Source organism: Allgaiera indica, assembly GCF_900106675.1.
Taxonomy (GTDB): domain Bacteria; phylum Pseudomonadota; class Alphaproteobacteria; order Rhodobacterales; family Rhodobacteraceae; genus Acidimangrovimonas; species Acidimangrovimonas indica.
Genome location: NZ_FNOB01000037.1, coordinates 1 through 20,756 on the forward strand (window position 1 = coordinate 1; position 20,756 = coordinate 20,756).

A 20,756-nucleotide genomic window follows, 5' to 3' on the forward strand; every position below is an offset into this window, starting at 1 on the left:
AGCCAGAAAAGTGTGCTCATCATGCCCCCATCAGTTCGGGAGTGTGAATCACAGAGGCACCGAGTTCACAAGCCGATCAATGGGTCCTGACCCTAGCTTATCCTGACGCATTGGGTCATAACCCATTCTCGTGCCGACAAGAACAGGAGAGAGATCACAGTTGTTAGTTTCGATAGCCATATCTGTCGCACTCTTTGTCGCAACAGCCTATCTGCATCTGGTCGCCTTGCGATTCTGCTCGGGACGTATGGCGTCCGTTCCGATGCGGCCGCATACGCGCGTTCTGTCTATCGTGAGCCTTCTGTTTGTCACACACCTGTTGCAGATCGGGCTCTTCGCAGGCGGCTTCTGGATTGCGGGGGCGTGGTTCGGGATCGGTGGCTTCGAAGGGGCCGCCATGGCACACCCGCTTGACTATCTTTACTTTTCGGCCGTCATCTACACATCGCTCGGGATCGGCGATATCGTCCCGACCGGTCATCTGCGGTTTCTCGTCGGGGTCGAGGCGCTCAACGGGCTTTTGTTGATTGCCTGGTCGGCGTCCTTCCTGTTTGCGACGATGAACCGCCTGTGGGACTGGGAGCCTTGTGTGGAGCCCAAAGATGAGGAGTGAGGCATCCGTTGCTAGGGGCTCAACCAATCAACGCATCTTGAACGCAATGATGCCGAGCAATGCGGCGAAAGATGAACTGCTCACAATGGCGAGTTTTGCCGTTGCGGCGATCGGAGTTGCATCGAATGCCGCCGCGACCGTTTTTGTGGACGCGACGACAGCGGCAATGAAAATCCGACGATTGCTCTGGCCATGGCCCCTTCACCGCCACTTAGGACAAATCCCGCCCAAAGAATAAAGCCGAAGGCGAGGTAAGGCACAAGCGAGGGCCATCGGGTGCGATTGAGCAGAATGAGACCTGCCAAGCCGCCGGCCACCATCCAGAGCGGCCAAAGCTGATGGAGTTCACCGTAAAACAATGCGATGATGGCAACCGCGCCAAGGTCGTCGAAAATCGCTGCGGCTGTGGCAAAGGCGATGATCGCAGGGTCAACCCGGCCCGAAAACAGCGAGAGGACGCCAAGGACCAAGACGATGTCTGTCGCAATCGGGATTGCCCAACCACGCAGGGCGACGGTATCTCCGGCATTGAGCCCGAAGTAGATCGCTGCCGGCACAATCATGTCCCCAAGCGCCGCACTTGCCGGAAGCACGGCCGCACCGGGTTCGGACAGCGCCCCACTGGTCAGCTCGTGATTTGTGTGAAGACCGATGAGAAAGAAGAAGACCGTCAGAAGGCCCTGATTGATCCACTCGATCAGAGGGGCTTCGATTGCCCAAGTGCCCGCCCCACCCGCAGAGGCAGGTGATGCACAATCGCATAAATGCCCGCCGGCGGCGAGTTCGCGGCCGCCATACCCAGAGCAAGACCGACGAGCATGGCGAACCCCGCGCGCCGTCCGTCGCGGACCGATTGCGTGGCAATATCCGTCAACTGTGGGCGGGCTCATCTTGCGGTGCCAGCCAGCGCGACAGGTAGGCGCGTTCGAACAGAAAGACTCCCGCGATCGTAAGGGCCGCGTAGGCGACAATCGCGGGATCGCTTTGTAGCTTCATGGCAGTGAACGCGACCAGGACAATCGCATCGAACCCGAGAGCTGCAAGAATGACGACACCCGAGGCACCGATCTCTGCGCGACGGTAACGCCAGACACCCCAATGTACGAGCATGTCCATGGTCAGGTAAAAGAACGCACCCAGCGACGCGATACGGCTCAGGTCAAAGAACACGGCAAGGAAGGATGCGATGACCACCGTATAGACCAGCGTATGCCGCTGGATCGGGCCGGACATGCCGAAATGGCTATGCGGGATCATCTTCATATCCGTCAGCATCGCCAGCATCCGCGAGACGGCAAAGACACTTGCCAGCACCGCCGAGGCCGTTGCCACCACGGCCAGGAGGACCGTCAGCAGGAAACCCACCTGCCCCAAGGCCGGTTTTGCCGCTTCGGCCAGCGAATAGTCCTTGGCGGAGATGATCTCGTCTATGGTGAGGCTGGAGCCGACACCGAAGGCCACGAGCAGATAGACAACCACACAAAGTGCAATCGAAAGTATGATCGCGCGACCCACATTGCGGTTGGGATCGGTGATCTCAGCGCCGCTGTTGGTGATCGTCGTGAACCCCTTGAATGCAAGAATGGCAAGCGCAACGGAAGCCACGAAACCCGTTGCACCGAAATTGCCGGTACTTTGCGATGCGGCGGCGAAACTGAACCCGCTCGACCAAAGGGCGGCAATCCCGAAGAGCGCGATGCCGCCGATCTTGATCGCGGCCATGACAATCGAGAACAGCCCGACCGACCGGTTGCCCGCGATATTGATCAGATATGCGAAGAGGATCACGCCAACGGCAAGGATAGGCACCAGCGGTCCTCCATCAATACTGAAAGGGCGCAAAAGATATGTGGCAAAAGTCCTGGCGACGAGACTTTCGGCGATCACCATGCTGAGCGCCATCAGAAGCGCACCTCCCGCGGCAATGCCCCCGGGCCCGTAGCACTTTTGCAGGATCATCCCGATACCCCCTGCCGAGGGCCAGGCATTGGACATCTTGATGTAGCTGTAGGAGCTGAAACCGGTGACGACCGCCCCGATGATGAACGCAATGGGAAAGAACGGCCCTGCCAGTTCGGCGATCTGCCCGGTCAGGGCAAAGATCCCTGCCCCGATCATCACGCCCGTGCCCATGGCAACCGCGCCGCCCAAAGTAATGGAGTTCTTCTTGTAGCTGTCGCCACCGTGGTCGTGTTTCATAACCTGTCCCGTCATTCTTGTTTCTTAGTTCGGCTTGGGCCGAGTGTTCATGCACATAGGACCTATGCCTGCCAAGTGGCGACGCAGACCGCTCAGCGCCTGCTCCAGATCAAGGTGGTCAACAATCGAATTGGCCCCTGCCTGTCGCGCATCGCCGGACCGCATTGCCTCAAGTGTCACCATTATCATCGCAGCCGTCAAATCAGCCTGATCGCCACCTTCGAACAGCTTCGAGGCAATCTCTTGGCCTTCGCGATCGAAAGCAACCGCCGTTACCCGCGTTCTCAATTGCCCGAACTGCGGCAGCCTCTGTGAAAGCTTTGTCAATCGCCGGGAATGCTCTGACATCCAGCGTCCGAGCCCTAGCCGTTGTGCCACTGCAAACAGGCGTGTGACAAAGGGTGGATCGACAGCGAGGTAATGGTGAACACGGGCCTCGCCTCCGCTGGGACGTATGCCCTCATCGGGAAACGCCACATCGAGCGCCAGTCTCGGCGCCTCGTTCCGCGTGAAATTAAATCGCCACGGCTTCTTGCCAGGAAATACAGACCGGCCCGTGACCGGGTCGTCATAAGGTAGTCCAAGCGCCCGAAAGAACCACTCAGCCGCTGCCTGCCCATAATGACGGCCCATGCCAAGCTCGAGGCCGATACGCAGCGTCTCTACCCGTTCGTTGCTTGCCAGATCTGCCGCCATCAATGTGCTGAGACCCGGAGCCGTCCCAACGCCCGTAACAAGACATCCGTTTGTCCCGGCCGCGGCGCGGATCAGGGCATCGACATAGCTCGGCGTCGCCGATGTATCGAGGACCGTTTCGCTTCTTGCGAGGCGTTCGGCCACCAGTTCCGGTGGCGTCGCTTCGGTGAGATTAACGACTATGGCGTCCTCGGGAAGTGACTTGGCCGCTCCGGGGCGCGCAACGTCGAGGGCCGAATAGACGACGTTTTTCAGCGTTGTTTCAACGGCGCGGCTTCGCCTGGAAACCGCCCAAACCTTCCATTCCTGATGGTCGGAAAGGAGACGGACAAGCCGCGACCCGACATCACCGGATCCTCCGAGGATCACCAGATTGCCCACTACGTTCGCCCTCTCGGTCTCGGCGCTTTCAAATCGCAAATCCGTCGTGCATTTCCGATATCAAACTCAATCATTGATCAATTCGCAGACGAGCGCTCGATAATCGGGATATACTGACGTCGCTCCGGTTTCCCGATAGCCAGCTTGCGCCTTACAAAAACGGAACAGAACGCTTGCGTTCATTGCGCGGCAGCTTCCCGGAATCGAGGCAGAAACGCCGGAACATCCTCTGCATATCTTTCCCAGGCCTCCCCAAACCGGGCACGGCTGTCGGCCTCCTCGCTTTTCGCAAGTCGCGCATACATCCACACGAGGACCGGGAACATGGCGAGCGTGAGGATCGTCGGCCATTGCAACAGGAACCCGGCCATGATGAGAACGAACCCCACATATTGCGGATGCCGTATCCGTGCGTAGGGACCCGTGACCGCCAGTCGCCCGGCCCGCTGTGCAGCCCAGAGATGGTGCCAGGCCACTGAGATCAGCCAGAAGCCCCCGCCGATGAATGCAAAGCTGAGGACATGGAAGGGTCCGAAATGAGGGTTTGACCGCCAGCCAAACATCATTTCCGGCAGGTGCCCGCTGTCATGGGCGAACCAATCAATCCCCGGCCAGTTGGATTGGAGCCAACCCGACAGGAAGAAGATCGTCAGCGGAAACCCGTACATCTCGACAAAAAGTGCCACGATGAAGGCGCTGAAGGCTCCGAAGCTGCGCCAGTCACGCGATGTCTGCGGCTTGAAGAAGCTGAAGGCGAAGAGGATGAAGACTGCAGAGTTGATGAATACCAGCAGCCAAAGTCCATAGGACGGTAAGGGTTCGGTCATGACTTATCATTTCCGTCGGACCCATGCCCGCCGTGGCCACCGTGCCCGCCATGCATGAAGAAATGCATACCAACGCAGATCAGGAGCGGCAGCCAAAGGATCCAGTCGCTGGCAAAAATATGAACGCGGTGTTCATAGCCAAGCAGCAGACCGCCCAGAGCGAGCGCGACGATCAGATAGACACCGGCGCGGGATTTCCAGAAGGGCACATCAGGCACCGGCTCTTCTTCCGGTTTGCCGTGATGATCGTGTGCTTCCATTTCAAAAAAACTCCAAACAGCGTGTGCGATGTGCGTGGGCCACATTCGGAGCGGCCTTCGCAAAATGGGTATCGAAGCCGAGGACAGGAGGGGAAGGCGTCGCCTCCGCTTCACTGCCTGCTTTCATCAGCACAGCGTTGAGCCGTGCCTTTGCGCCTCAGTCATGCCCGCAACACCCACCTCCATTTTTTGCTGGCGTTTCAGGCTTTCCAGATGGCTGGACCGCCGCAACGGATTGATGATCCGTGTCTTTCGCCTCGTGTTTCGAACCACTGCAGCAACATCCCGCGTTCAAGCCTGCGGTGCTTTGCTGCACTTGGGTCACTTTGTCGTTCTTCATCGGTGCCTCCGTTTTCAAGGTTCAACGAGTAGACGCTTGCCGGCGCAAAGCATTACAACCCAAGTCACGGTTTTTTGCTCCCATCAGTCACTCTGAAGGAGCATCCTCCTCAGTCGTCGCTCGCCACAAAAAGTGCTGACGCTTCAATGACATCTCCAGAGATGAGTTCAGGAACGATGAATCAGTGGACACCCAGCCCATGCATTTGTCACCCGTCTTTTCATGTGCCCTTTCAGGCAGCGATCATTGGCATCCTCAAATCCCATAGGCCCATGCTGGTAGTCGACCCATATGAACTTCGACCGAGCGGACACCATCGACATTCTCAGCGGCGACCCGGATTGCGTTTTCAACGAAATCGCTGTCGGCAATGCCCCAGATGGCGACGTTGCCATTCTCCACAATGAGATTGATCAGGTTGACCGATGCGCCGGGAACCTCGGCGATCGCGGCCTCTACCGATCTGCGCAGCGGCTCGTCCTCGGGCGCGGGCGACGGCAGCTTTCCTGCGGTTGACTGCGCCAGCGCTCGTACAAGGTCGGCGCGGGATACAATCCCGACCATATTGTCATCCCGTAACACCGGAACGCGTTTGATACGGCGTGTTTCGAGCGTTCTGGCAATCTCGCTAAGCGGTGTACCTTCATCAACCGTGACGAGATCGCGGGTCATAACGTCAGATACCCTATGGCTGCGAGTCTTGACATAATCCCGCGCGTCGCCTTCGCCCGAAAACATCTCGAGCCACCACGAGCGACGCTCTGCTCCGCCGTCGCGCAGTCTTCGGATGAGGTCTCCCTCGCTGATGAGGCCTACGAGCCTGTTGCCGCTGTCGAGAACCGGAAGTGCGCTGATGTGATTTTCCAGCATCAAATCGATGGCCTGCTCAACCGTGCTGTCGTCACGTATGGAGACAACAGCGGTCTTCATGATGTCCTTTGCTTTCATGGTTCTGCGTCCTTTCTGTTTGTTGGTTGCCTTCACGCCCCAATTGTCAACATAAGATCATCGGCGAGCGTGTAGCGCGGTATGTCGAGGTTGCGCGGGGCGGGTCCCTTCCTGATCCGTCCGGACGTGTCGTAGTGAGAGCCGTGACACGGGCAGAACCATCCGCCGAACTCCCCAAGAGCATCTCCCGATCCCTGGCCAACAGGGACGCAGCCAAGATGCGTGCATATCCCGATGACGATCAGCCATTCACCGGCCTCGTCCGCTGTACGGTTCTGGTCGAGCGCAGGCTCCGTCTGGGGATGGTTCGGGTTTTCCTTGGCACTGTCCGTCTGGTCGACTAACGCATCAAGAGGTGTCGCCCGCGCCATATCGATGGCTTCCTGAGCCCGGCGCCAGACAAAGACCGGTTTTCCCTGCCATTTGACAGTTAACCTTTGGCCTCGCTGCATGCCAGACAGATCGACACGCACCGTCGACAGGCTGAGGACGTCGGCGGACGGGTTCATCGAGTCAATGAGGGGCCAGACAGCGGCACCCGTCGCCACAGCACCCGCTCCAGCAGTTGCGTAGTACAGAAAATCACGTCTGCTTTCCGAATTGTCTTTACACTGCTCAGGCGAGCTCTTGTCGATGTCTGTCATGTCTCTTTCTTCCGTGGTTCGGTCTCACCCTGCATCTGACCTCTGCCGACCGGTCCTTCGATGTGCACTCCGGCATCGACATGCAGGGTCTCGCCAGTGATGGCGGCGGTGTAGTCGCTTGCGAGAAGCAGGGCGGCCAGGCCGACGTCGTCGGTATCGATATTGCGTCGAAGCGGCGCGATCTTCGCGCTGGCAGCCAGAAGATCGGTGGACCCGACCAGCCCGGACGCGGCACGCGTAGCCACCGGACCGGCGGAGATCGCATTCACGCGAATGCCTTTCGGCCCGAGTTCGTGGGCGAGATATCTGACGGTGGATTCGAGCGCGGCCTTGACCGGGCCCATCACGTTGTAGTGCTCGACCACCTTCTCGGCGCCGAGATAGCTGAGCGTGATCAGGCTGCCGCCGTGTGTCATCAACGGTTCGGCCAGGCGCGCGATGGCGATGAGCGAATGGACCGAGACGGTCATGGCCTCGGCAAAGCCCCCGGCGGAACAATCGGTCAACCGGCCGCGCAGGTCCTCGGGCCGGGCCTTTCCCACCGCGTGCAGCACAAAATCCAGACGCCCCCAGGTCTCGCCGATCGCGTTGAAGACGGCCTCGAGTTCGCCCGCGTGCCCGACATCGCAGGGCAGGAAAATCGGCGCATCGACACGCTCCGCCAACGGTGCGACATGCGGTCTGGCGCGTTCGCCGACATAGGTGATGGCCAGGTCCGCACCAGCCTGACGGAAATGCAAGGCGCCCGGCCACGCCAGGCTTCGTTCATTGGCGATCCCGATCACCAACCCTTTGCGACCCGTAAGATCGAGCAGTTCGCGCGGATCGCAGCAGTCTTCAAAGCCGGGCCTGGCAGACCCGCCGGACGCCTCGGAAGGGATCCCGTTCGAGTGATCCTGTTTCTTCATTCCATGGGTGGTCATTTTGCTAGGTCCCGTAGAGGAAGTGGGTGGCAATCGGTCTCGGCCATCGGCGCGGCCCGCATTGTCCGGTGCAATTCCTCGCCCATACCAGTAGCGCGTGATGCGCCGCCGCTCCGCCAGAGAAGCGACGCCAGGGCAAGCGACGCGATCCGCGTCTCCTCGGTATCCGCACGTGACGTCAGGACCACCGGCGCGGCCAGTCCGAGCGCCACGGCGGCGGCTTTGGCTCCGCCGAGATATTCGAGCGCCTTGGCCAGCATGTTGCCGCTGACCAGATCGGGCACCAGCAGGATGTCAGCCCGGCCCGCAACTTCCGAGATGATGCCCTTTTCAGCGACGGCACGCGGCGAGACCGCGTTATCGAAGGCAAGCGGCCCATCGACAATTGCACCGGTGATCTGCCCGCGCCGCGCCATCAGGGTTAGGCTGGCGGCGTCCAGGGTGGAGCTTATGGATGCCGTCACCGTTTCGACCGCCGACAGCACCGCCAGCCGCGGCTCGGCCACGCCGATCGCATGGAAGGCATCAATCGCATTCTGGCAGATCTGCGCTTTGGCGGCGAGATCCGGGGCGATATTGATCGCCGCGTCTGTAGTACCTAACAACCGGTCATGCCCCGGTACCTCCAGAAGGAACAGATGACTCACCCGTTTGTCAGGGACGCGCAGCCCGGTTTCGGCATCGAGGAGAACGCGCATGAAGACGTCTGTATGCAGGTTGCCCTTCATCACAACGTCGGCCTTGCCATCGCGCAACAGTCCGACCGCCAGGCGCGCCGCGTCGGCATCCGCGCCACTGTCGTGCAGGCACGTCTCGTCGAGTTTCAACCCTGCGGCCGCGGCCAGAGGTTCGATGTCCGCCCGGGGCCCTACCAGGTGAGGCTCGGCCAGCCCTTCTTGCATTGCCCGCTGCATGGTCGCCAGAACGACCTCCTGCGCGGCATCGGCGACGGCGATCCGAACGGGACCTTTCGCGCGCGCACGGTCAACGAGAGCGGCAATTGTCCGGGCTGTGTCGTGCCTTGCCATCATGATGCCTCCTTCCGCCCAGATGCACATTCCGTGCAAAGCCGCGCGACGTGATCGGCGATGACCTGTTCCTCGTCGGTCTGGCGGACCTCGACGATAGCTCGCGAGCCGGCTGCGGAGATGGCCTTACTCCCCGCCAGATTGGCCTCGTGGTCGATACGGACCCCGAGATAGCCAAGCCCGGCACAGATCAATTCGCGCACCGGGGCCGCATTGGCACCGATGCCGCCCGTGAAGACCAGCCTGTCGAGACCTTCGAGCGGCGCGGTCAGCGCGACCAGGTGGCGCCGAACGTGATAGCAGAAGTACCTGATCGCCTCGGCGGCGGCGGCGTCGTGGTGCTCGATAAGAACACGCATGTCGCGGCTTTCCCCCGACAAGCCCAGAAGGCCCGACCGGGTGCGCAACAGGTTCCCGAGATCCGCCGGCGACAGTTCCGCTTCCCGCAGCAGATGCAGGATCAGGCCGGGGTCGATATCGCCGGACCGGGTGCCCATGGGTACGCCCGAAATTGGAGAAAACCCCATCGTGGTCTCGATTGACCGGCCACTCCGGATGGCGGCCAAAGAGGCCCCATTACCGAGATGCGCAACGATCAGGCGCTCTTTGTCGACGTTGACGCCATCTTGGGTCAGTGCTCCAACAATGTATTCGTAGCTTAGCCCATGGTAGCCGTAGCGTCTGAGCTCTGGCGTCTCGATCTCGCGCGGCAAACCTGTCATCTGCGCGACCCGCGGAAGGCCATTGTGAAAGGCGGTATCAAAACAGGCGATTTGCGGCAGGTCAGGGCGCAGGGCCGCGATGGCCTCGATCCCCGCGATGTTGGCGGGCAGATGCAGGGGAGCGAGCGGAACCAGACCGCGCAGTCGCGCAAGAAGGTCAGCAGTAACTTCTTCAGGGCAATCGCAATCAGGTCCGCCATGGGCGACACGGTGACCAACGGCGACCGGCAGGGCCGCAAGGCGGTTTGAGATGACCTCGGACATCACGGCGTCGAGTGCGGTGCAATGGTCGGGAAATGCACCGTCTCGTTGCACGCCTTTTGAATTGCCGGTCACGGTCAAATTGAACCGGGCGGTATCCGTACTTATTCCCGTAACCGCCCCGCTGGCCATTCGCGCGCCGCCCTGCCTCGCTTCGAAGAGGGCGAACTTGAGGCTGGATGATCCCGCGTTAAGGACCAGGATCGCAGGCCGTTGCATCTCATGCCCGCCCGTCATCCGTCGGACGTTCCGGCGCAGGGGACTTGTTTTCATTCTCGGCGGCATCGGAATCGTGGGGCTCGTGCCCCGCATGACTGTTCGATTTGTTTCGCCTGCCACGGCCATGTCCGCCATGACCGCCGCCATGACCTCCGTGGCCATGACCGAAGAGGTGCATGGCCACCATCCCTCCGCCGAGCAACAGGATCAGCCAGTTATCTACAATCCATTGCATCACTCAATCTTTCGCTTGATTTACGAGTCCGGCGCCGGGAGCGTAGAGCGCCTTGAAGAGCACCGCGATGGCGTGATCGCGGGCGACACGCATCGCGCCAAGACTGGCCCCGATCCGCTCTATTGCCTCGCGTTCCGCTTTCAGTTGGGGATCATCGTCCGGCAAAGGCGCGCGGTCTGGGCGGATCGAGTCGGCCATCGCCTGCACGACACCCATCCACGGGTTGTAGCGCGCCGAAAAGATCAGCCGGGTCCAACGCATCGGATGCATTGCGCGAAGAGCCTCCGCCGATTGCGGTGTAGTGATTGCCCTTATCCACGGGCCGAGGAACAGGTCGTAGGCCGCCTCGCCCGTCCGAGAGACTTGCGCCACATTTCTGAGTGCGTCTTCGGGGTGCACCTCGCCGATTTCAGACACTTCGCGCGGCTCGAAGCTGACCGCATAAGCAGGCTTCTCGCAGTCGGGATCGCCGGTCGGATTGTCGATTTTCATCTCGTAGAGGCCTGGCTCAAGCGTCTCAATCTCGTCGAGGCTTTCGAGGATCGCGCGGTGTTCCAGCCGCGCCACCGATGCCGAGACAAAAATTCCAAGATGCCCGACATGGGGGTTGATGAGATAGACAATCCGCTGTCCTGCGGCCTTCAGCGCATCCGTATCGGCATAAACCTTCGGGATCCAACCCAGTGCCTGCGTCGGTGGGGTGATATTGTCGCCGTCTGAGGCGAAGATCACGATCGGATTCTGGATCCGCCGCAGATCAGCGGTGCAGCCATCGCAGACTCGCATCTCGCCGGTTTCTAGCTTGTTGCCGATGAAGAGGTTCTCCGTGATCGCCAGAATTTCCTCGCGGCTCAGCGTGTAGAAACCGTTCCACCAGCGCTCGAATTCCAAGAACCGCTCGCGCTCGTCGTCGATATGCGAGAACAGGTGGGCGTATTTGTCCCAGATCGCCTTTTCCGGCTGCAGGTTCTCGAAGTTCTGCGCGAGCCACGCGCCGTCGAAGCGTCCGTCGCCAAGGTCCGCGGTCATGTGCGCAGCCCAGTTGCCCCCGGCGAGCCCACCCATCATCCGCATCGGGTTGGTTCCGGCCTCACCGGCCCAGTAGGAGAGCGGCGAGCCATTCAGGACAATCGGGCCGGAAAGACCCTGGCAGTCAGCTGCCAGAAGTGTGATCGCCCACCCAGCCTGGCAATTTCCATAAAGGACGGGTGGATGGTCCGGGTGCCGTTTGGCGATTTCCTCGACGAAGCGGCGCAACGCATGGTGCACATCGGCGAGGGTTTGCCCTTGTTCGGGTTCGGGAAAGAACACAACGAAATAGACCGGGTAGCCCTCGTGCATCGCAATGCCCACCTCGCTGTCGCGCTTGAAGCCGCCGATGCCCGGGCCGTGGCCGGCGCGCGGGTCAACGACGATGACCGGCGGCTTGGCTTCATCGACGCAATCGTCCCAGCAATCGTCACCGATCTCGGTGATCCTGAGAAGCGCATAGTTTGCGGGACGATCGAAGTGGCGCGCATCAAGAAGAGTTTCGTATTTGAAATCCAGAAGTGGCGGCATTCCCTGCCGCTCGTGCTCGATCATGTTGTCGGCGCGTTCCCGTAGTGTGTCCAGGAACAGAACCCAGCGTTCAAACAGGTCCAGAGGATACGTCGCGGGGGCAGAGGCCGGTTTTTCGACCTGTGCGGCCTTCAGTTCTTCAGCTATCGGGCTGCTTTGCTTGGCCGGAGAGACAACCGGTTCTAACGTTACCGACTTGAGCTTCCGATTGGGGGATTTGGTCTTGGCCATCACGCGCTCCGCTCTGCAAAGAAGTTAAACAGTGGTCCGAAGATCAGTGCGACGAACCATCCGTAGAACAGGGTTTCGGCGACACCTAGGACGTAGCCTCCGAAACTAATGCCATCGACCCATGGCAGAAGAGGGTTCCAGAGGCTGGTCATGCTCTGACCCGGAAAGACCAGATCGAAAACGACGCAGATCGTGTAAGTGATCGCGAAGAAAATACCCAGGCTCCAGCCCAGAGCCTGGATTGGGATGCGCGCAGCGCAGGATGTTTCGCTAATGCTGGTCATGATGGGACCTCCATTTGTCACGGAGCGCATTCAATCGCGCTTCCTAACAAAGACGCCCGAAACCCGGATGCATTACACGTTTCCGGTTTTCTTGGCTGCGGTGGATTGATTCACGGAGGCATCAGACGTTTGGGCGGGTTCGGGGCGATCCATATTGGTCATGGCAACACCCACCAGCGTTACAAAAATGCCCAGACCCGTCAGAAGACCGATGGTTTCTCCGAAAAAGGCCACGCCCATGGCGAGCCCGAAGCCAGGGACGAGAAACGCAAAGGCGTTGGCGCGGCTGAGCTCAGTTGTTCGAAGAATCTCACTCCACAACCAATAGGCAAGCGAAGTCCCAAAGAGACTGATCGTAAACAGAATCAGAAGAAACTGAGGTGAGAACGTGATGGACATCGGATCTTCGTACAGAAACGCACCAACCAGGAGTGGGATCCCACCAATCAGCATTTGGCTTCCCATTGCCATCAAGGTATCGGCACGCTCTGCAAGCGCGCGGATCAGCACATTGCTGATCGTGATGCCCACGGCGGCCAAGAGGATATACGAGGCGCCAAGCACGAAAGTGTTACCCGCTGGCGCCTGATACTGTGGCGCGGCAATCAGCAGGATGCCGATAAATCCTAGAGCAAGCCCCGCCTTGCCGCGCCCGCCCAACCGCTCACCAAGCACCACGATCGCTAGTGCAGCCGCCATCAGCGGCTGTGCGTTGGCCAGCACCGTGGCGAGCCCGGGCAAGATGAATTCGGACGCCATGAACATACCGAGAAATCCAAGCGATGTCGCTCCGAGACCGATGCCGATGATCGCGAGCCATACTCCCCTGCCCCGCGGCCAGGACCGGCCAAGTATCATTCCGAGAACCACAAGCGCCGATCCTGCAAGAGACGCGCGTAAAGCGGCAAAGGTCAGATGCGGTGCATATGCAAAACCCGCCACGATAAGTGGAAAGCAGGCCGCCCACAGAAACATGACCAAGACGATCAGAGAGGTTTTTCGGAGGGTCATTCAGCTGCGACTTTGCTTTTTCTGCGTGCTTCTCGCTCCACGATATCGGCATCCTCATCGCCGCTGAAATCAGGGAGTTGCTGTTTCGACGCTTCAATGTAGTCCCGCGTCACCGGAACGGCATCCAACCGGTGTGCAAGCTGGATCTGAAATACAACCAGATGGTTGTAGCGGAACCCTGCTTCACAGGACGCCAGATAGAAATCCCACATCCGGCAGAAGCGTTCGTCGTAAAGCGCCGCCGCCTCTTCCCGCAGCGCCATGAAGCGGTCCCGCCAGGCTTTCAGCGTTTCGGCATAATGCAGGCGGAGCACTTCGATATCCGCGATGACGAGCCCCGCCCGTTCAACCTCCGGGACGATTTCAGACAGCGACGGAACATAGCCGCCCGGAAAAATATACTTTGATATCCACGGGTCAGGCGCACGCGGCGGGCGAGCGCTGCCGATCGTATGCACCAGCGCCACGCCATCCGTATCGAGCAGATCCGCGAGCTTTGCGAAATACGCGCCGTAGTGCCCGACACCGACATGCTCGAACATGCCGACCGAAACGATCCGGTCAAAGCGGCCCGCCTGGTGGCGAAAGTCGCGCAGATCAAAGCGGACCCGGTCATCCAACCCGTCGCGCCGCGCCATTTCGGTTGCGTATTTCTGCTGGTCCACCGACAGCGTGACCCCGGTCAACTGCGCGTCGGACGTTTGAGCAAGATACGTCCCCAAACCACCCCAGCCTGAACCGATGTCGAGAACTTTCTGTCCCGGCAGCACGCGCAGTTTGGCCGCGATGTGGCGCATCTTGTGAACTTGCGCGTCCTCGAGACTGTCATCCGGAGTCTCGAAGTAAGCACAGGAATACTGACGTTCCGGATCAAGAAAGAGGTCGTACAGATCGTCGCCCAGATCGTAGTGATGGGCGACATTCCGGCGCGATCGCGAAACGGGATTGTGCATCGTGACCCGTCTGAGTGTCATACGCAGCCGATCGCGTAGACGCCACAACCATGGCACGCGCGCGTTCTGGTAATTCTCCAGACACAAGGCGATCAGGCCGTACAGGTCGCCTATTTCGACCGACAGGCCACCGTCCATCCACGCTTCACCAAGAGCGAGGTCCGGGTTCAACGCGATCCGGCGCAGTGTCGACCAATCGTGCATCGCAATCGCAATCGTTGGTGTTCCCGTGCCGTAGAGTCTGGTCTCGCCATCGGGCAAACATACTTCAAGCGTGCCGGTCTGGATCAATCTGCGCAGTGCGCTATCCAGAAGCCAAAGCGCAAGCGGCGCACGGCGTCCCGGCTTCGTGGCGCGAACGTTGAGCTCGTGTCTCATACAGTTTCCCCCATTTTGTCATTTGTCCCCGCTGAGCCGTGGTCGCCGTGACGACACCAGACGCAATCGCAATCGACGTGACTGCAACTTGGGTCTTCCAACGCGGTGCGATATCGGCGACGGGCAAGTGGCAGCGCCAGCCGCCTGAAGGCAGTCAGATCGTATGCGCGGCGGAGCAACTCCCCTGCGTCATCCTTTGCGAGTTTGCGGCATGCGATACGCATGCCAACTTCTCCGCCCAATCCAAACATCCAACGGTTGACAATGCCGGCTTTCAACGACGGTCCCAGTTCCGATTGCCAGCGGGCGGTGTAGTCAGCGCCCGTCAGAAGACATTCAGCCGCCAAGACGCCTGAGCGGATCGCATGGCGTATCCCGAACCCGGCAAGCGCATCCTGAAAGCCCGCGTGCTCGCCGATCACCGGATGTCCGCCCTGGGTTGCGCTACGCGGCAAACGGTAAGAGCCATACCCGCCAAAGGCGCGAGCGTTACGCATTTCGAGTCCGGCATGAGCGCGGAAAAAATCCTCGGCCGCCTTCACATGACGTGCCTGGTCGCGGAATCCTGTGAACATGCAGCTTGCGACTGTGCCCCGCCCGTCCCGCACCAGGAGATACGCGTAACCGCCAGGCGCGATCTCGTGCCCGAGGGCCAGCCATGCCCCGTCGGGCATATCCGTCTCGAAAACATGCCCCGCCGCGATGACGCCGGCCTCGCGTGGCCCTGCGGCCAGGATGCCCGCGTCGGCGAACGTCTTCACCCGGTCGCCGAAACGGACCTCGACACCTGCGGCGCGGGCCTGGGCAAGAAGGGCGCTGTCGAGAGTACCTTTACCAGAGCCCCGGCGCAGCAGGTAGAAGAGCGGTCGTCTCCCCTTGACGACATAGCTGCGCGCGGACGGATCGAAAACCGTGCCGCGGTCGAATGGATGATGGTCGAAATCGGCAGCTATCCCGACTGCGGCCAGTTCTTCGAGAACATCAAGATCACGCGTCCAATTTTCGAGACCCTGGAAATCGTCGTGAAACCTGTGGCCCACCCGATCTTTCCACTCGCGCACAACGACCTTCCGACCGCCACGCGCCAGCACGATCGCGCAGGCGAGGCCAGCTGGACCCGCTCCGATGATCGTGTATGGCTCACCTGTGCGCATCTGTTAATTTCCTTCATACCCCGTCTAATACCCTCTCCTCTGCCGTCGGCCGGTGGCCGGTGGCCAGACTCCTGAAATCGTGTTGCGCGGGCAAGGATGATAATAGACCGGTCCGCGCAACGGAAATGACGCTATCCCCCGGCCCGAGACCAGGCCAGAATATTATTTTTGTCAGTCGTCGTCCATTTTCGGCAGCTTGCCGCTGTCGATCGCGGCCTGAAGCTCGGCGGCGTCGAGCGCCCCGTCCTTGTTGAGATCCAGCGCGTCGTATTGCGCCTGGGTCAGGTCGGTGTACTCGTCCTGCATTTCGGCAAGCGAGAAGAGCCCGTCCTGGTCGGCATCGAGCTCGTGGGCCAATGCGACACCGGCGGTAAGCACAAGACCGACCGAAGCCGCGGTGAGGATGCGTATCGTGTTCATTGTTATGACTTTCCTTGACTGGGTTGAAATGCGTCCGCCGGATCTCAGCGACCAGGACGAACATGGTTGTGTCGTTCCGGTACCGCGATCGGAGCAGGCTTGCGACGTGGCCGCGCAAACGCCCAAAGGAAAGGGACGGTCAGGACCAGCAGCGCCAAGATAAATGCAATTGTCATCTTCAACTCCTCTCAGTGTGCGACGTCGGGTGTTTCCGGCGTGTTCCTGAAAGAGACGCTGCGGATTAAAAAAGATTACACGCGGCAAGGCAGATTTCCGCCTGCACCGCTGTCAGCCCGCACGTTCCGCCACCACGATCTGGTAGAGCCCGCCGAACATGCGCTTCTCGCGCCACGAAAACCGATCTGGCGTGGACGAGAGTGACCTGACGTTCCCTCGCCACATCGTCGCGGCGAAGGGTTCCAGCAGAGCGAAGACGGCCCACATGATGGGCCTGATCGGATGCCACCAAGCCGGTTGAGCGTAGTCGACAAATACCGCGCGTCCGCCTTCCGCCAACTGGTCCAGCGCCGTATCGACAACGCGGCGCTTTTGGTCGTCGGGCAACTCGTGAAGCAAAAAGAAGCACAAAACCGTGTCGAAGCGAGCCGTCCCGGGCACGGCAGCGTCGGCCACCCGCAACACAACCCGGTGGTCCTGACCCAACTTGGCGGAGAGATTGTCGATCTGGATCGGTGCGACGTCGACGACTTCGAGTCGCCCCTGCGTCCCGAGCCTGTCTCGCAACCGCGGCGTCAGGTCGCCATATACACAGGCCAGTTGCAACACCCGTTCCCCGGGCCGAACTATGCCCAGAACAGCATCGCAAAGCCGGCGATATTGACCCCAGAGGATTGCTGAAACCACAGCCGGATGATCGAAGACACGCAGGCTGGCGGGCCTAAGATAGGCCCACCAGTAGTAACGTTCCACGTAGCCGGGGATTGCGGGGCCCTCGGTTGCCTCAACCGGGTCACCTTTGGCCCCGATACTGCCGTCAGCCACGCGCGCGGCTCCCGAGGAATCCCAGGGTAATGATCGTGACCGCACCCAGACCAAACACCACCAGCATCCAGGTCGGCAGATAGAAGGTCATGTAGACCTCCCAGCCGATCTTGCCGAGGCCCTTGGTCACCAGCGACGGCGTGCCCGTCAGCGATCCGCCGAGCGTGCCGGTGATGGTGACCACGGCGGTGCCGATCAGCGTCAGGACGAAGGTCACCCACTTCTGGGCCCCGTCGAAGAGGAAGCGTCGGTAGCGGTAGCCTAGCACGCCCAGCACCGTCCAATAGGTCAGCGTCCAGGTTGCCAGCATGATGTGGTTGCGGCCCAAGGGCGATTCCGTGATCGCCGACCAGGGGTAGATCGCCAGCCCCAGCCCGTAGGCCACGAACCCTGCAAGCGAGCCGAGAAGGATCAGCGGCCAGACCGCCTTTTGCAGACGCACGGCCAGTTCGGATGCCGAGAAGACGCGGATGAAGATAAACAGCGCCGCCGTCAGCCAGAGGGCAATGGGGAAGTGCACCACCAGGATGTGATAGACCGGCGGGATCGAAAACCGGTCCGCGCCTTCCAGCACGACCTTCACGCCGCCGCCTTCGCTGTGGGCCAGTGCCGCTGTGGCGCCGGTGGCAAGCGCCGCCGTGGCGAAACTGCCGGTTCGGATCACCCGTCCAAGGAATTGATTTTGTCTCATATTTCTATCCTCGTTGTCCGCAACTGCGGATCTTATCTGTGTCGTGAAACCGGCCATCATGCTTCCTCCCGACGCCGGAAGAGCATCATCATCGAAAAGCCGAAGGCGACGATCAGGCCAACGCTCATGCCGAGGGTCCACAGCCACTGCCGCTTGATCTCCTTGGAAAATTCCACCTCGACACCGTAGAGCGCCAGTTGCCGTTCGGTATGGCGATAGGCCACCGGCACGCGTTGCGCGATCCGGTCGGCGCCGGGGTGCTGTTTCGGATCGGTCAGGCGCGGCCAGCTCACCTGACCGGGATAGAAAACTTCTACATCGGTCCAGGGACCGGTCCAGTCGGGTTTGCCGGGTTCGGAGAACTTGGCGTTGATCTGCGCCGGCTCGCCCAGACCCAGCGACGCGGGAAGCGAGATATAGTGCCAGCGCATGGTCGAGGCATTGCGGAACACCGCGAAAGCCACGTCATAGCTGCCGCCATCACGGAAGATCTTGTCGTCCAGCGGATTGCCAGTGTCCATCTTGCGTCGTAGCGTCACATCCCAGAAACCGTTGCGCCAGCGGGCCGCCGAAGGCTGCACCACATCCGCGCGCGAGCCCGTTTCCGGCCGCAGGAACCGACGTGGAATCGTGTCGCCGTTCTGCCATTGGTATGTCGGATCGAACGGCACAGCCGTTTCTGCGGCAAGGTAATAGGTGTCGTTGAAGCCGACCTTGCCCGAGATGACTTCGTCGATCTTGAGTGCCCGGTAGCCCGCGACATCGGGGTTGAACATGTACTTCGGCTGGCCCGCTTCCTTGTCGAAGTTGGTCATGTAGGGACCTGTGCCCTCGTCGCCACCGCGTTCTTCGGCAACAAACCCGTCATCGCCCAGCCCGATCGGGTTCGACCGGCTCGACCGCCATTGCCACAAGTCGATGAACTGACCCGCCGCACGCAGCTTCTCCAGATCGCCGGCGGGCCTGATCGTGTCGAACGTGTCGGGGTCCGTCCGGGTCGAGGGCAGGTATTTGGTGCGCTCCTCGTCGGTTTCCGGCGTGCCGGTAAAGGTGGTCAGCCCCTCGCCGATGGTGATGTAGCCGCCGTAGCGCGAAAACAGCGGCACCGAGCCGTCGTCGATCATCATCGCCACCCGGTCCTCGGTCAGGAATTCCGGATTCGACCCCAGGGCCTCGCCGCCGCGCGTTTCCCACTTGCCGTCGTTGTAGACCAGAACGTCGTTGAAGATCGCGGGCCGTTCGACCGGCCAGCGGTAGCGGAACCAGATGTCTTCGCCGTCATAGGCGACCTTGACCTGAAGCTCGCTGGTCAGCTCTTTCGGAATCGCGATATTGCGCTCGGGGTCGTCCCGGACCACCCCTGTGCCATGTGTCGCCCAGGCGGCCACCAGCAGCCCGGCAAAGATCGCCGCCGAGGCGGCAAGATAGGTTGTTCTTCGCATTTGAGTCCCCTTTGGTCAGTTTTCATATGTCTAACGGCGCCTTCGGCCCTGCCTGCGGCGCCGTCTTGGACATTGTTCGCCGATCCGGTTTCAGATCCCCGGGATAGGAGGTTTTGGCGAAACCTGGACGGCGGCCTCGGCGGCCCTAAATGGAGCGGGCGACGCCTCGATCACCTGCCCGCCGTGCTGGGCCGGAGTAAGGACGCAGGCAGGAATGTGAGCGCCCCGCAGTTCTTTCATCCCTTTCTGTCTGATGCGGTCCGAGCAGCCCTTGAAGAAATGACGCTCGTCCCAAGCCTCAGATGCGGGTGACCCATCATTCATGAATTGATCCAAATCGAGTCGAGGGTAGGGAAAGTCATCGTCCGTGCCCCGCCCTGTTCGTTCACCCGTTCAGCGAAGAGAACACTTCCGGCACCTCGTCGCCTTCGACGAAGAGATATCCGGCAAGCCCCTTTTCGGCCCGCGAAAGCGCGTGATCCACAAGAACGAACCGCCCCGGTACGTCGCATTTGAATTCCACCATCGCCGAGCCGCCGGCCGGCACGGTCACGGTCTGTACATCCCTGAGCGGTGGCGTCTCGAGCGAGCCCTGAAGATAGACCCTCTCAAAGATCTCGCCGATGACGTGGAAGGACGAGATGTAGTTGGGTCCACCGACGCCAAAGAAGATCCGTACGGTCTCACCGACATTGGCCTTCAGCGGATAGTGTTCGGTCAGGGCACCGGTATGGCCATTGAAGATGAAGAACTCGGGGCGTTCATCCACGAGCTTGTCGTAACTTTCATTCAACGGGCCTGAGGTGCCGAAGCGTTCTTCGGTATAAAGCTCGCCCTGCATGACGTAGTATTCACGATCGACCGGCGGCAAGCCTTCTTCCGGCTCGACCAGGATCAGCCCGTACATGCCGTTCGAAATATGCTGCGCCACAGGCGACACCGCGCAGTGGTAGACATAAAGACCCGCGTTCAGCGCCTTGAACTTGAAGCTGTAGTCCTCGCCGGGCCCTGGCTGCGCCAAAGCGGCCCCGCCACCAGGTCCCGTGACGGCGTGCAGGTCGATGTTGTGGGCGTACCAGCTGTCCTCGTGGTTTTTGAGGTAAACCTCGACCGTATCACCGACGCGCACCCGCGCGAACGGTCCGGGGACCTTGCCGTTAAAGGTCCAGAAGCGATAGGTGCTGTTGGCGTCCAGATGTGCCTCGATCTCGATTGTCTCGAACTCCAGCCGCACGGTTGCCCCCCTCCGTCAGGGTAGTTGTCATCCGCTCTGAAACTGGAAGTGTATTCTGAGGCGGGCGGGACAGGACAAGGGTTTGGCTTATTCACCGGAA

21 protein-coding genes are annotated in these 20,756 nt (G+C 60.6%); 1 reads left to right on the top strand and 20 read right to left on the bottom strand.

Translation table 11 applies throughout. The annotated features are described in order from the left end of the window. Positions 1–160 precede the first annotated feature (160 nt). Positions 161–613, top strand: a complete 453-nt coding sequence (locus BLV97_RS19450; RefSeq protein ID WP_244521071.1) for an ion channel — start codon at positions 161–163, stop codon at positions 611–613. Positions 614–693: 80 nt separating this feature from the next. Here BLV97_RS19450 and BLV97_RS19455 read toward each other — a convergent pair whose 3' ends face one another. The 20 genes from BLV97_RS19455 to nirK form a co-directional block, all read right to left on the bottom strand. Further along, positions 694–1,503: a Na+/H+ antiporter NhaA gene (locus tag BLV97_RS19455; protein ID WP_081824943.1), complete on the bottom strand. Its 810-nt coding sequence runs from the start codon at positions 1,501–1,503 to the stop codon at positions 694–696. Beyond that, complete coding sequence (locus BLV97_RS19460) at positions 1,484–2,827, bottom strand: APC family permease (protein ID WP_425285092.1); 1,344 nt, start codon at positions 2,825–2,827, stop codon at positions 1,484–1,486. The genes BLV97_RS19455 and BLV97_RS19460 overlap by 20 nt, the downstream gene beginning before the upstream one ends. A gap of 9 nt (positions 2,828–2,836) precedes the next feature. Then, positions 2,837–3,889, bottom strand: coding sequence for a hypothetical protein (locus BLV97_RS20950; RefSeq protein WP_160169154.1), 1,053 nt, complete (start codon positions 3,887–3,889; stop codon positions 2,837–2,839). Between the two features lie 179 nt (positions 3,890–4,068). Then, on the bottom strand, positions 4,069–4,716 hold the full coding sequence (locus BLV97_RS19475) for a methyltransferase family protein (RefSeq protein ID WP_035839727.1): 648 nt from the start codon (positions 4,714–4,716) through the stop codon (positions 4,069–4,071). Further along, on the bottom strand, positions 4,713–4,976 hold the full coding sequence (locus tag BLV97_RS19480) for a DUF2933 domain-containing protein (protein ID WP_035839729.1): 264 nt from the start codon (positions 4,974–4,976) through the stop codon (positions 4,713–4,715). The genes BLV97_RS19475 and BLV97_RS19480 overlap by 4 nt, the downstream gene beginning before the upstream one ends. 595 nt (positions 4,977–5,571) lie before the next feature. After that, positions 5,572–6,264, bottom strand: a complete 693-nt coding sequence (locus tag BLV97_RS19485; RefSeq protein ID WP_035839731.1) for a CBS domain-containing protein — start codon at positions 6,262–6,264, stop codon at positions 5,572–5,574. A 32-nt stretch (positions 6,265–6,296) separates the two neighbouring features. Then, positions 6,297–6,908: a ubiquinol-cytochrome c reductase iron-sulfur subunit gene (gene petA / locus BLV97_RS19490; RefSeq protein ID WP_051645901.1), complete on the bottom strand. Its 612-nt coding sequence runs from the start codon at positions 6,906–6,908 to the stop codon at positions 6,297–6,299. Further along, positions 6,905–7,831, bottom strand: a complete 927-nt coding sequence (gene fabI, locus BLV97_RS19495; RefSeq protein ID WP_244521072.1) for an enoyl-ACP reductase FabI — start codon at positions 7,829–7,831, stop codon at positions 6,905–6,907. The genes petA and fabI overlap by 4 nt, the downstream gene beginning before the upstream one ends. Continuing rightward, on the bottom strand, positions 7,828–8,859 hold the full coding sequence (locus BLV97_RS19500; RefSeq protein ID WP_081824949.1) for a bifunctional enoyl-CoA hydratase/phosphate acetyltransferase: 1,032 nt from the start codon (positions 8,857–8,859) through the stop codon (positions 7,828–7,830). Before BLV97_RS19500 ends, fabI begins: the two co-directional genes overlap by 4 nt. Continuing rightward, positions 8,859–10,208, bottom strand: coding sequence for an acetate/propionate family kinase (locus tag BLV97_RS19505; protein ID WP_210184816.1), 1,350 nt, complete (start codon positions 10,206–10,208; stop codon positions 8,859–8,861). The genes BLV97_RS19500 and BLV97_RS19505 overlap by 1 nt, the downstream gene beginning before the upstream one ends. 91 nt (positions 10,209–10,299) lie before the next feature. Further along, positions 10,300–12,087, bottom strand: coding sequence for a DUF3141 domain-containing protein (locus BLV97_RS19515; protein ID WP_081824945.1), 1,788 nt, complete (start codon positions 12,085–12,087; stop codon positions 10,300–10,302). Further along, a complete protein-coding gene (locus BLV97_RS19520; RefSeq protein WP_035839733.1) occupies positions 12,087–12,371 on the bottom strand; it encodes a DUF5676 family membrane protein in 285 nt (94 codons plus the stop codon). Before BLV97_RS19520 ends, BLV97_RS19515 begins: the two co-directional genes overlap by 1 nt. 72 nt (positions 12,372–12,443) lie before the next feature. Further along, positions 12,444–13,382 (bottom strand): DMT family transporter, encoded by a 939-nt coding sequence (locus BLV97_RS19525; protein WP_051645903.1) that lies wholly within the window; start codon positions 13,380–13,382, stop codon positions 12,444–12,446. Then, complete coding sequence (locus BLV97_RS19530; protein WP_081824946.1) at positions 13,379–14,713, bottom strand: SAM-dependent methyltransferase; 1,335 nt, start codon at positions 14,711–14,713, stop codon at positions 13,379–13,381. Before BLV97_RS19530 ends, BLV97_RS19525 begins: the two co-directional genes overlap by 4 nt. Beyond that, positions 14,710–15,867 (bottom strand): NAD(P)/FAD-dependent oxidoreductase, encoded by a 1,158-nt coding sequence (locus BLV97_RS21840; RefSeq protein ID WP_035839735.1) that lies wholly within the window; start codon positions 15,865–15,867, stop codon positions 14,710–14,712. Before BLV97_RS21840 ends, BLV97_RS19530 begins: the two co-directional genes overlap by 4 nt. Before the next feature lie 171 nt (positions 15,868–16,038). Next, positions 16,039–16,287 carry a hypothetical protein gene (locus BLV97_RS19540; protein ID WP_035839737.1) on the bottom strand — a complete coding sequence of 83 codons (249 nt, stop codon included), beginning with the start codon at positions 16,285–16,287 and terminating at the stop codon, positions 16,039–16,041. Between the two features lie 288 nt (positions 16,288–16,575). Beyond that, positions 16,576–17,289, bottom strand: a complete 714-nt coding sequence (gene rquA, locus BLV97_RS19545; protein ID WP_160169155.1) for a rhodoquinone biosynthesis methyltransferase RquA — start codon at positions 17,287–17,289, stop codon at positions 16,576–16,578. After that, complete coding sequence (locus BLV97_RS19550) at positions 17,282–17,980, bottom strand: DUF2231 domain-containing protein (protein WP_051645905.1); 699 nt, start codon at positions 17,978–17,980, stop codon at positions 17,282–17,284. The genes rquA and BLV97_RS19550 overlap by 8 nt, the downstream gene beginning before the upstream one ends. Positions 17,981–18,036: 56 nt before the next feature. Beyond that, positions 18,037–19,422 carry an ethylbenzene dehydrogenase-related protein gene (locus tag BLV97_RS19555; protein WP_092164207.1) on the bottom strand — a complete coding sequence of 462 codons (1,386 nt, stop codon included), beginning with the start codon at positions 19,420–19,422 and terminating at the stop codon, positions 18,037–18,039. 385 nt (positions 19,423–19,807) lie between these two features. Continuing rightward, complete coding sequence (gene nirK / locus BLV97_RS19560; RefSeq protein WP_092164208.1) at positions 19,808–20,656, bottom strand: copper-containing nitrite reductase; 849 nt, start codon at positions 20,654–20,656, stop codon at positions 19,808–19,810. Positions 20,657–20,756 lie beyond the last annotated feature (100 nt).

Bases quoted from the DNA above. Each gene is read 5' to 3' on its own strand.
- BLV97_RS19455 (WP_081824943.1), bottom strand. From the start codon at position 1,503: ATGAGCCCGCCCACAGTTGACGGATATTGCCACGCAATCGGTCCGCGA.
- BLV97_RS19460 (WP_425285092.1), bottom strand. From the start codon at position 2,827: ATGACGGGACAGGTTATGAAACACGACCACGGTGGCGACAGCTACAAG.
- BLV97_RS19475 (WP_035839727.1), bottom strand. From the start codon at position 4,716: ATGACCGAACCCTTACCGTCCTATGGACTTTGGCTGCTGGTATTCATC.
- BLV97_RS19480 (WP_035839729.1), bottom strand. From the start codon at position 4,976: ATGGAAGCACACGATCATCACGGCAAACCGGAAGAAGAGCCGGTGCCT.
- BLV97_RS19485 (WP_035839731.1), bottom strand. From the start codon at position 6,264: ATGAAAGCAAAGGACATCATGAAGACCGCTGTTGTCTCCATACGTGAC.
- petA (WP_051645901.1), bottom strand. From the start codon at position 6,908: ATGACAGACATCGACAAGAGCTCGCCTGAGCAGTGTAAAGACAATTCG.
- fabI (WP_244521072.1), bottom strand. From the start codon at position 7,831: ATGACCACCCATGGAATGAAGAAACAGGATCACTCGAACGGGATCCCT.
- BLV97_RS19500 (WP_081824949.1), bottom strand. From the start codon at position 8,859: ATGGCAAGGCACGACACAGCCCGGACAATTGCCGCTCTCGTTGACCGT.
- BLV97_RS19505 (WP_210184816.1), bottom strand. From the start codon at position 10,208: ATGGCGGCGGTCATGGCGGACATGGCCGTGGCAGGCGAAACAAATCGA.
- BLV97_RS19515 (WP_081824945.1), bottom strand. From the start codon at position 12,087: ATGGCCAAGACCAAATCCCCCAATCGGAAGCTCAAGTCGGTAACGTTA.
- BLV97_RS19520 (WP_035839733.1), bottom strand. From the start codon at position 12,371: ATGACCAGCATTAGCGAAACATCCTGCGCTGCGCGCATCCCAATCCAG.
- BLV97_RS19525 (WP_051645903.1), bottom strand. From the start codon at position 13,382: ATGACCCTCCGAAAAACCTCTCTGATCGTCTTGGTCATGTTTCTGTGG.
- BLV97_RS19530 (WP_081824946.1), bottom strand. From the start codon at position 14,713: ATGAGACACGAGCTCAACGTTCGCGCCACGAAGCCGGGACGCCGTGCG.
- BLV97_RS21840 (WP_035839735.1), bottom strand. From the start codon at position 15,867: ATGCGCACAGGTGAGCCATACACGATCATCGGAGCGGGTCCAGCTGGC.
- BLV97_RS19540 (WP_035839737.1), bottom strand. From the start codon at position 16,287: ATGAACACGATACGCATCCTCACCGCGGCTTCGGTCGGTCTTGTGCTT.
- BLV97_RS19550 (WP_051645905.1), bottom strand. From the start codon at position 17,980: ATGAGACAAAATCAATTCCTTGGACGGGTGATCCGAACCGGCAGTTTC.
- BLV97_RS19555 (WP_092164207.1), bottom strand. From the start codon at position 19,422: ATGCGAAGAACAACCTATCTTGCCGCCTCGGCGGCGATCTTTGCCGGG.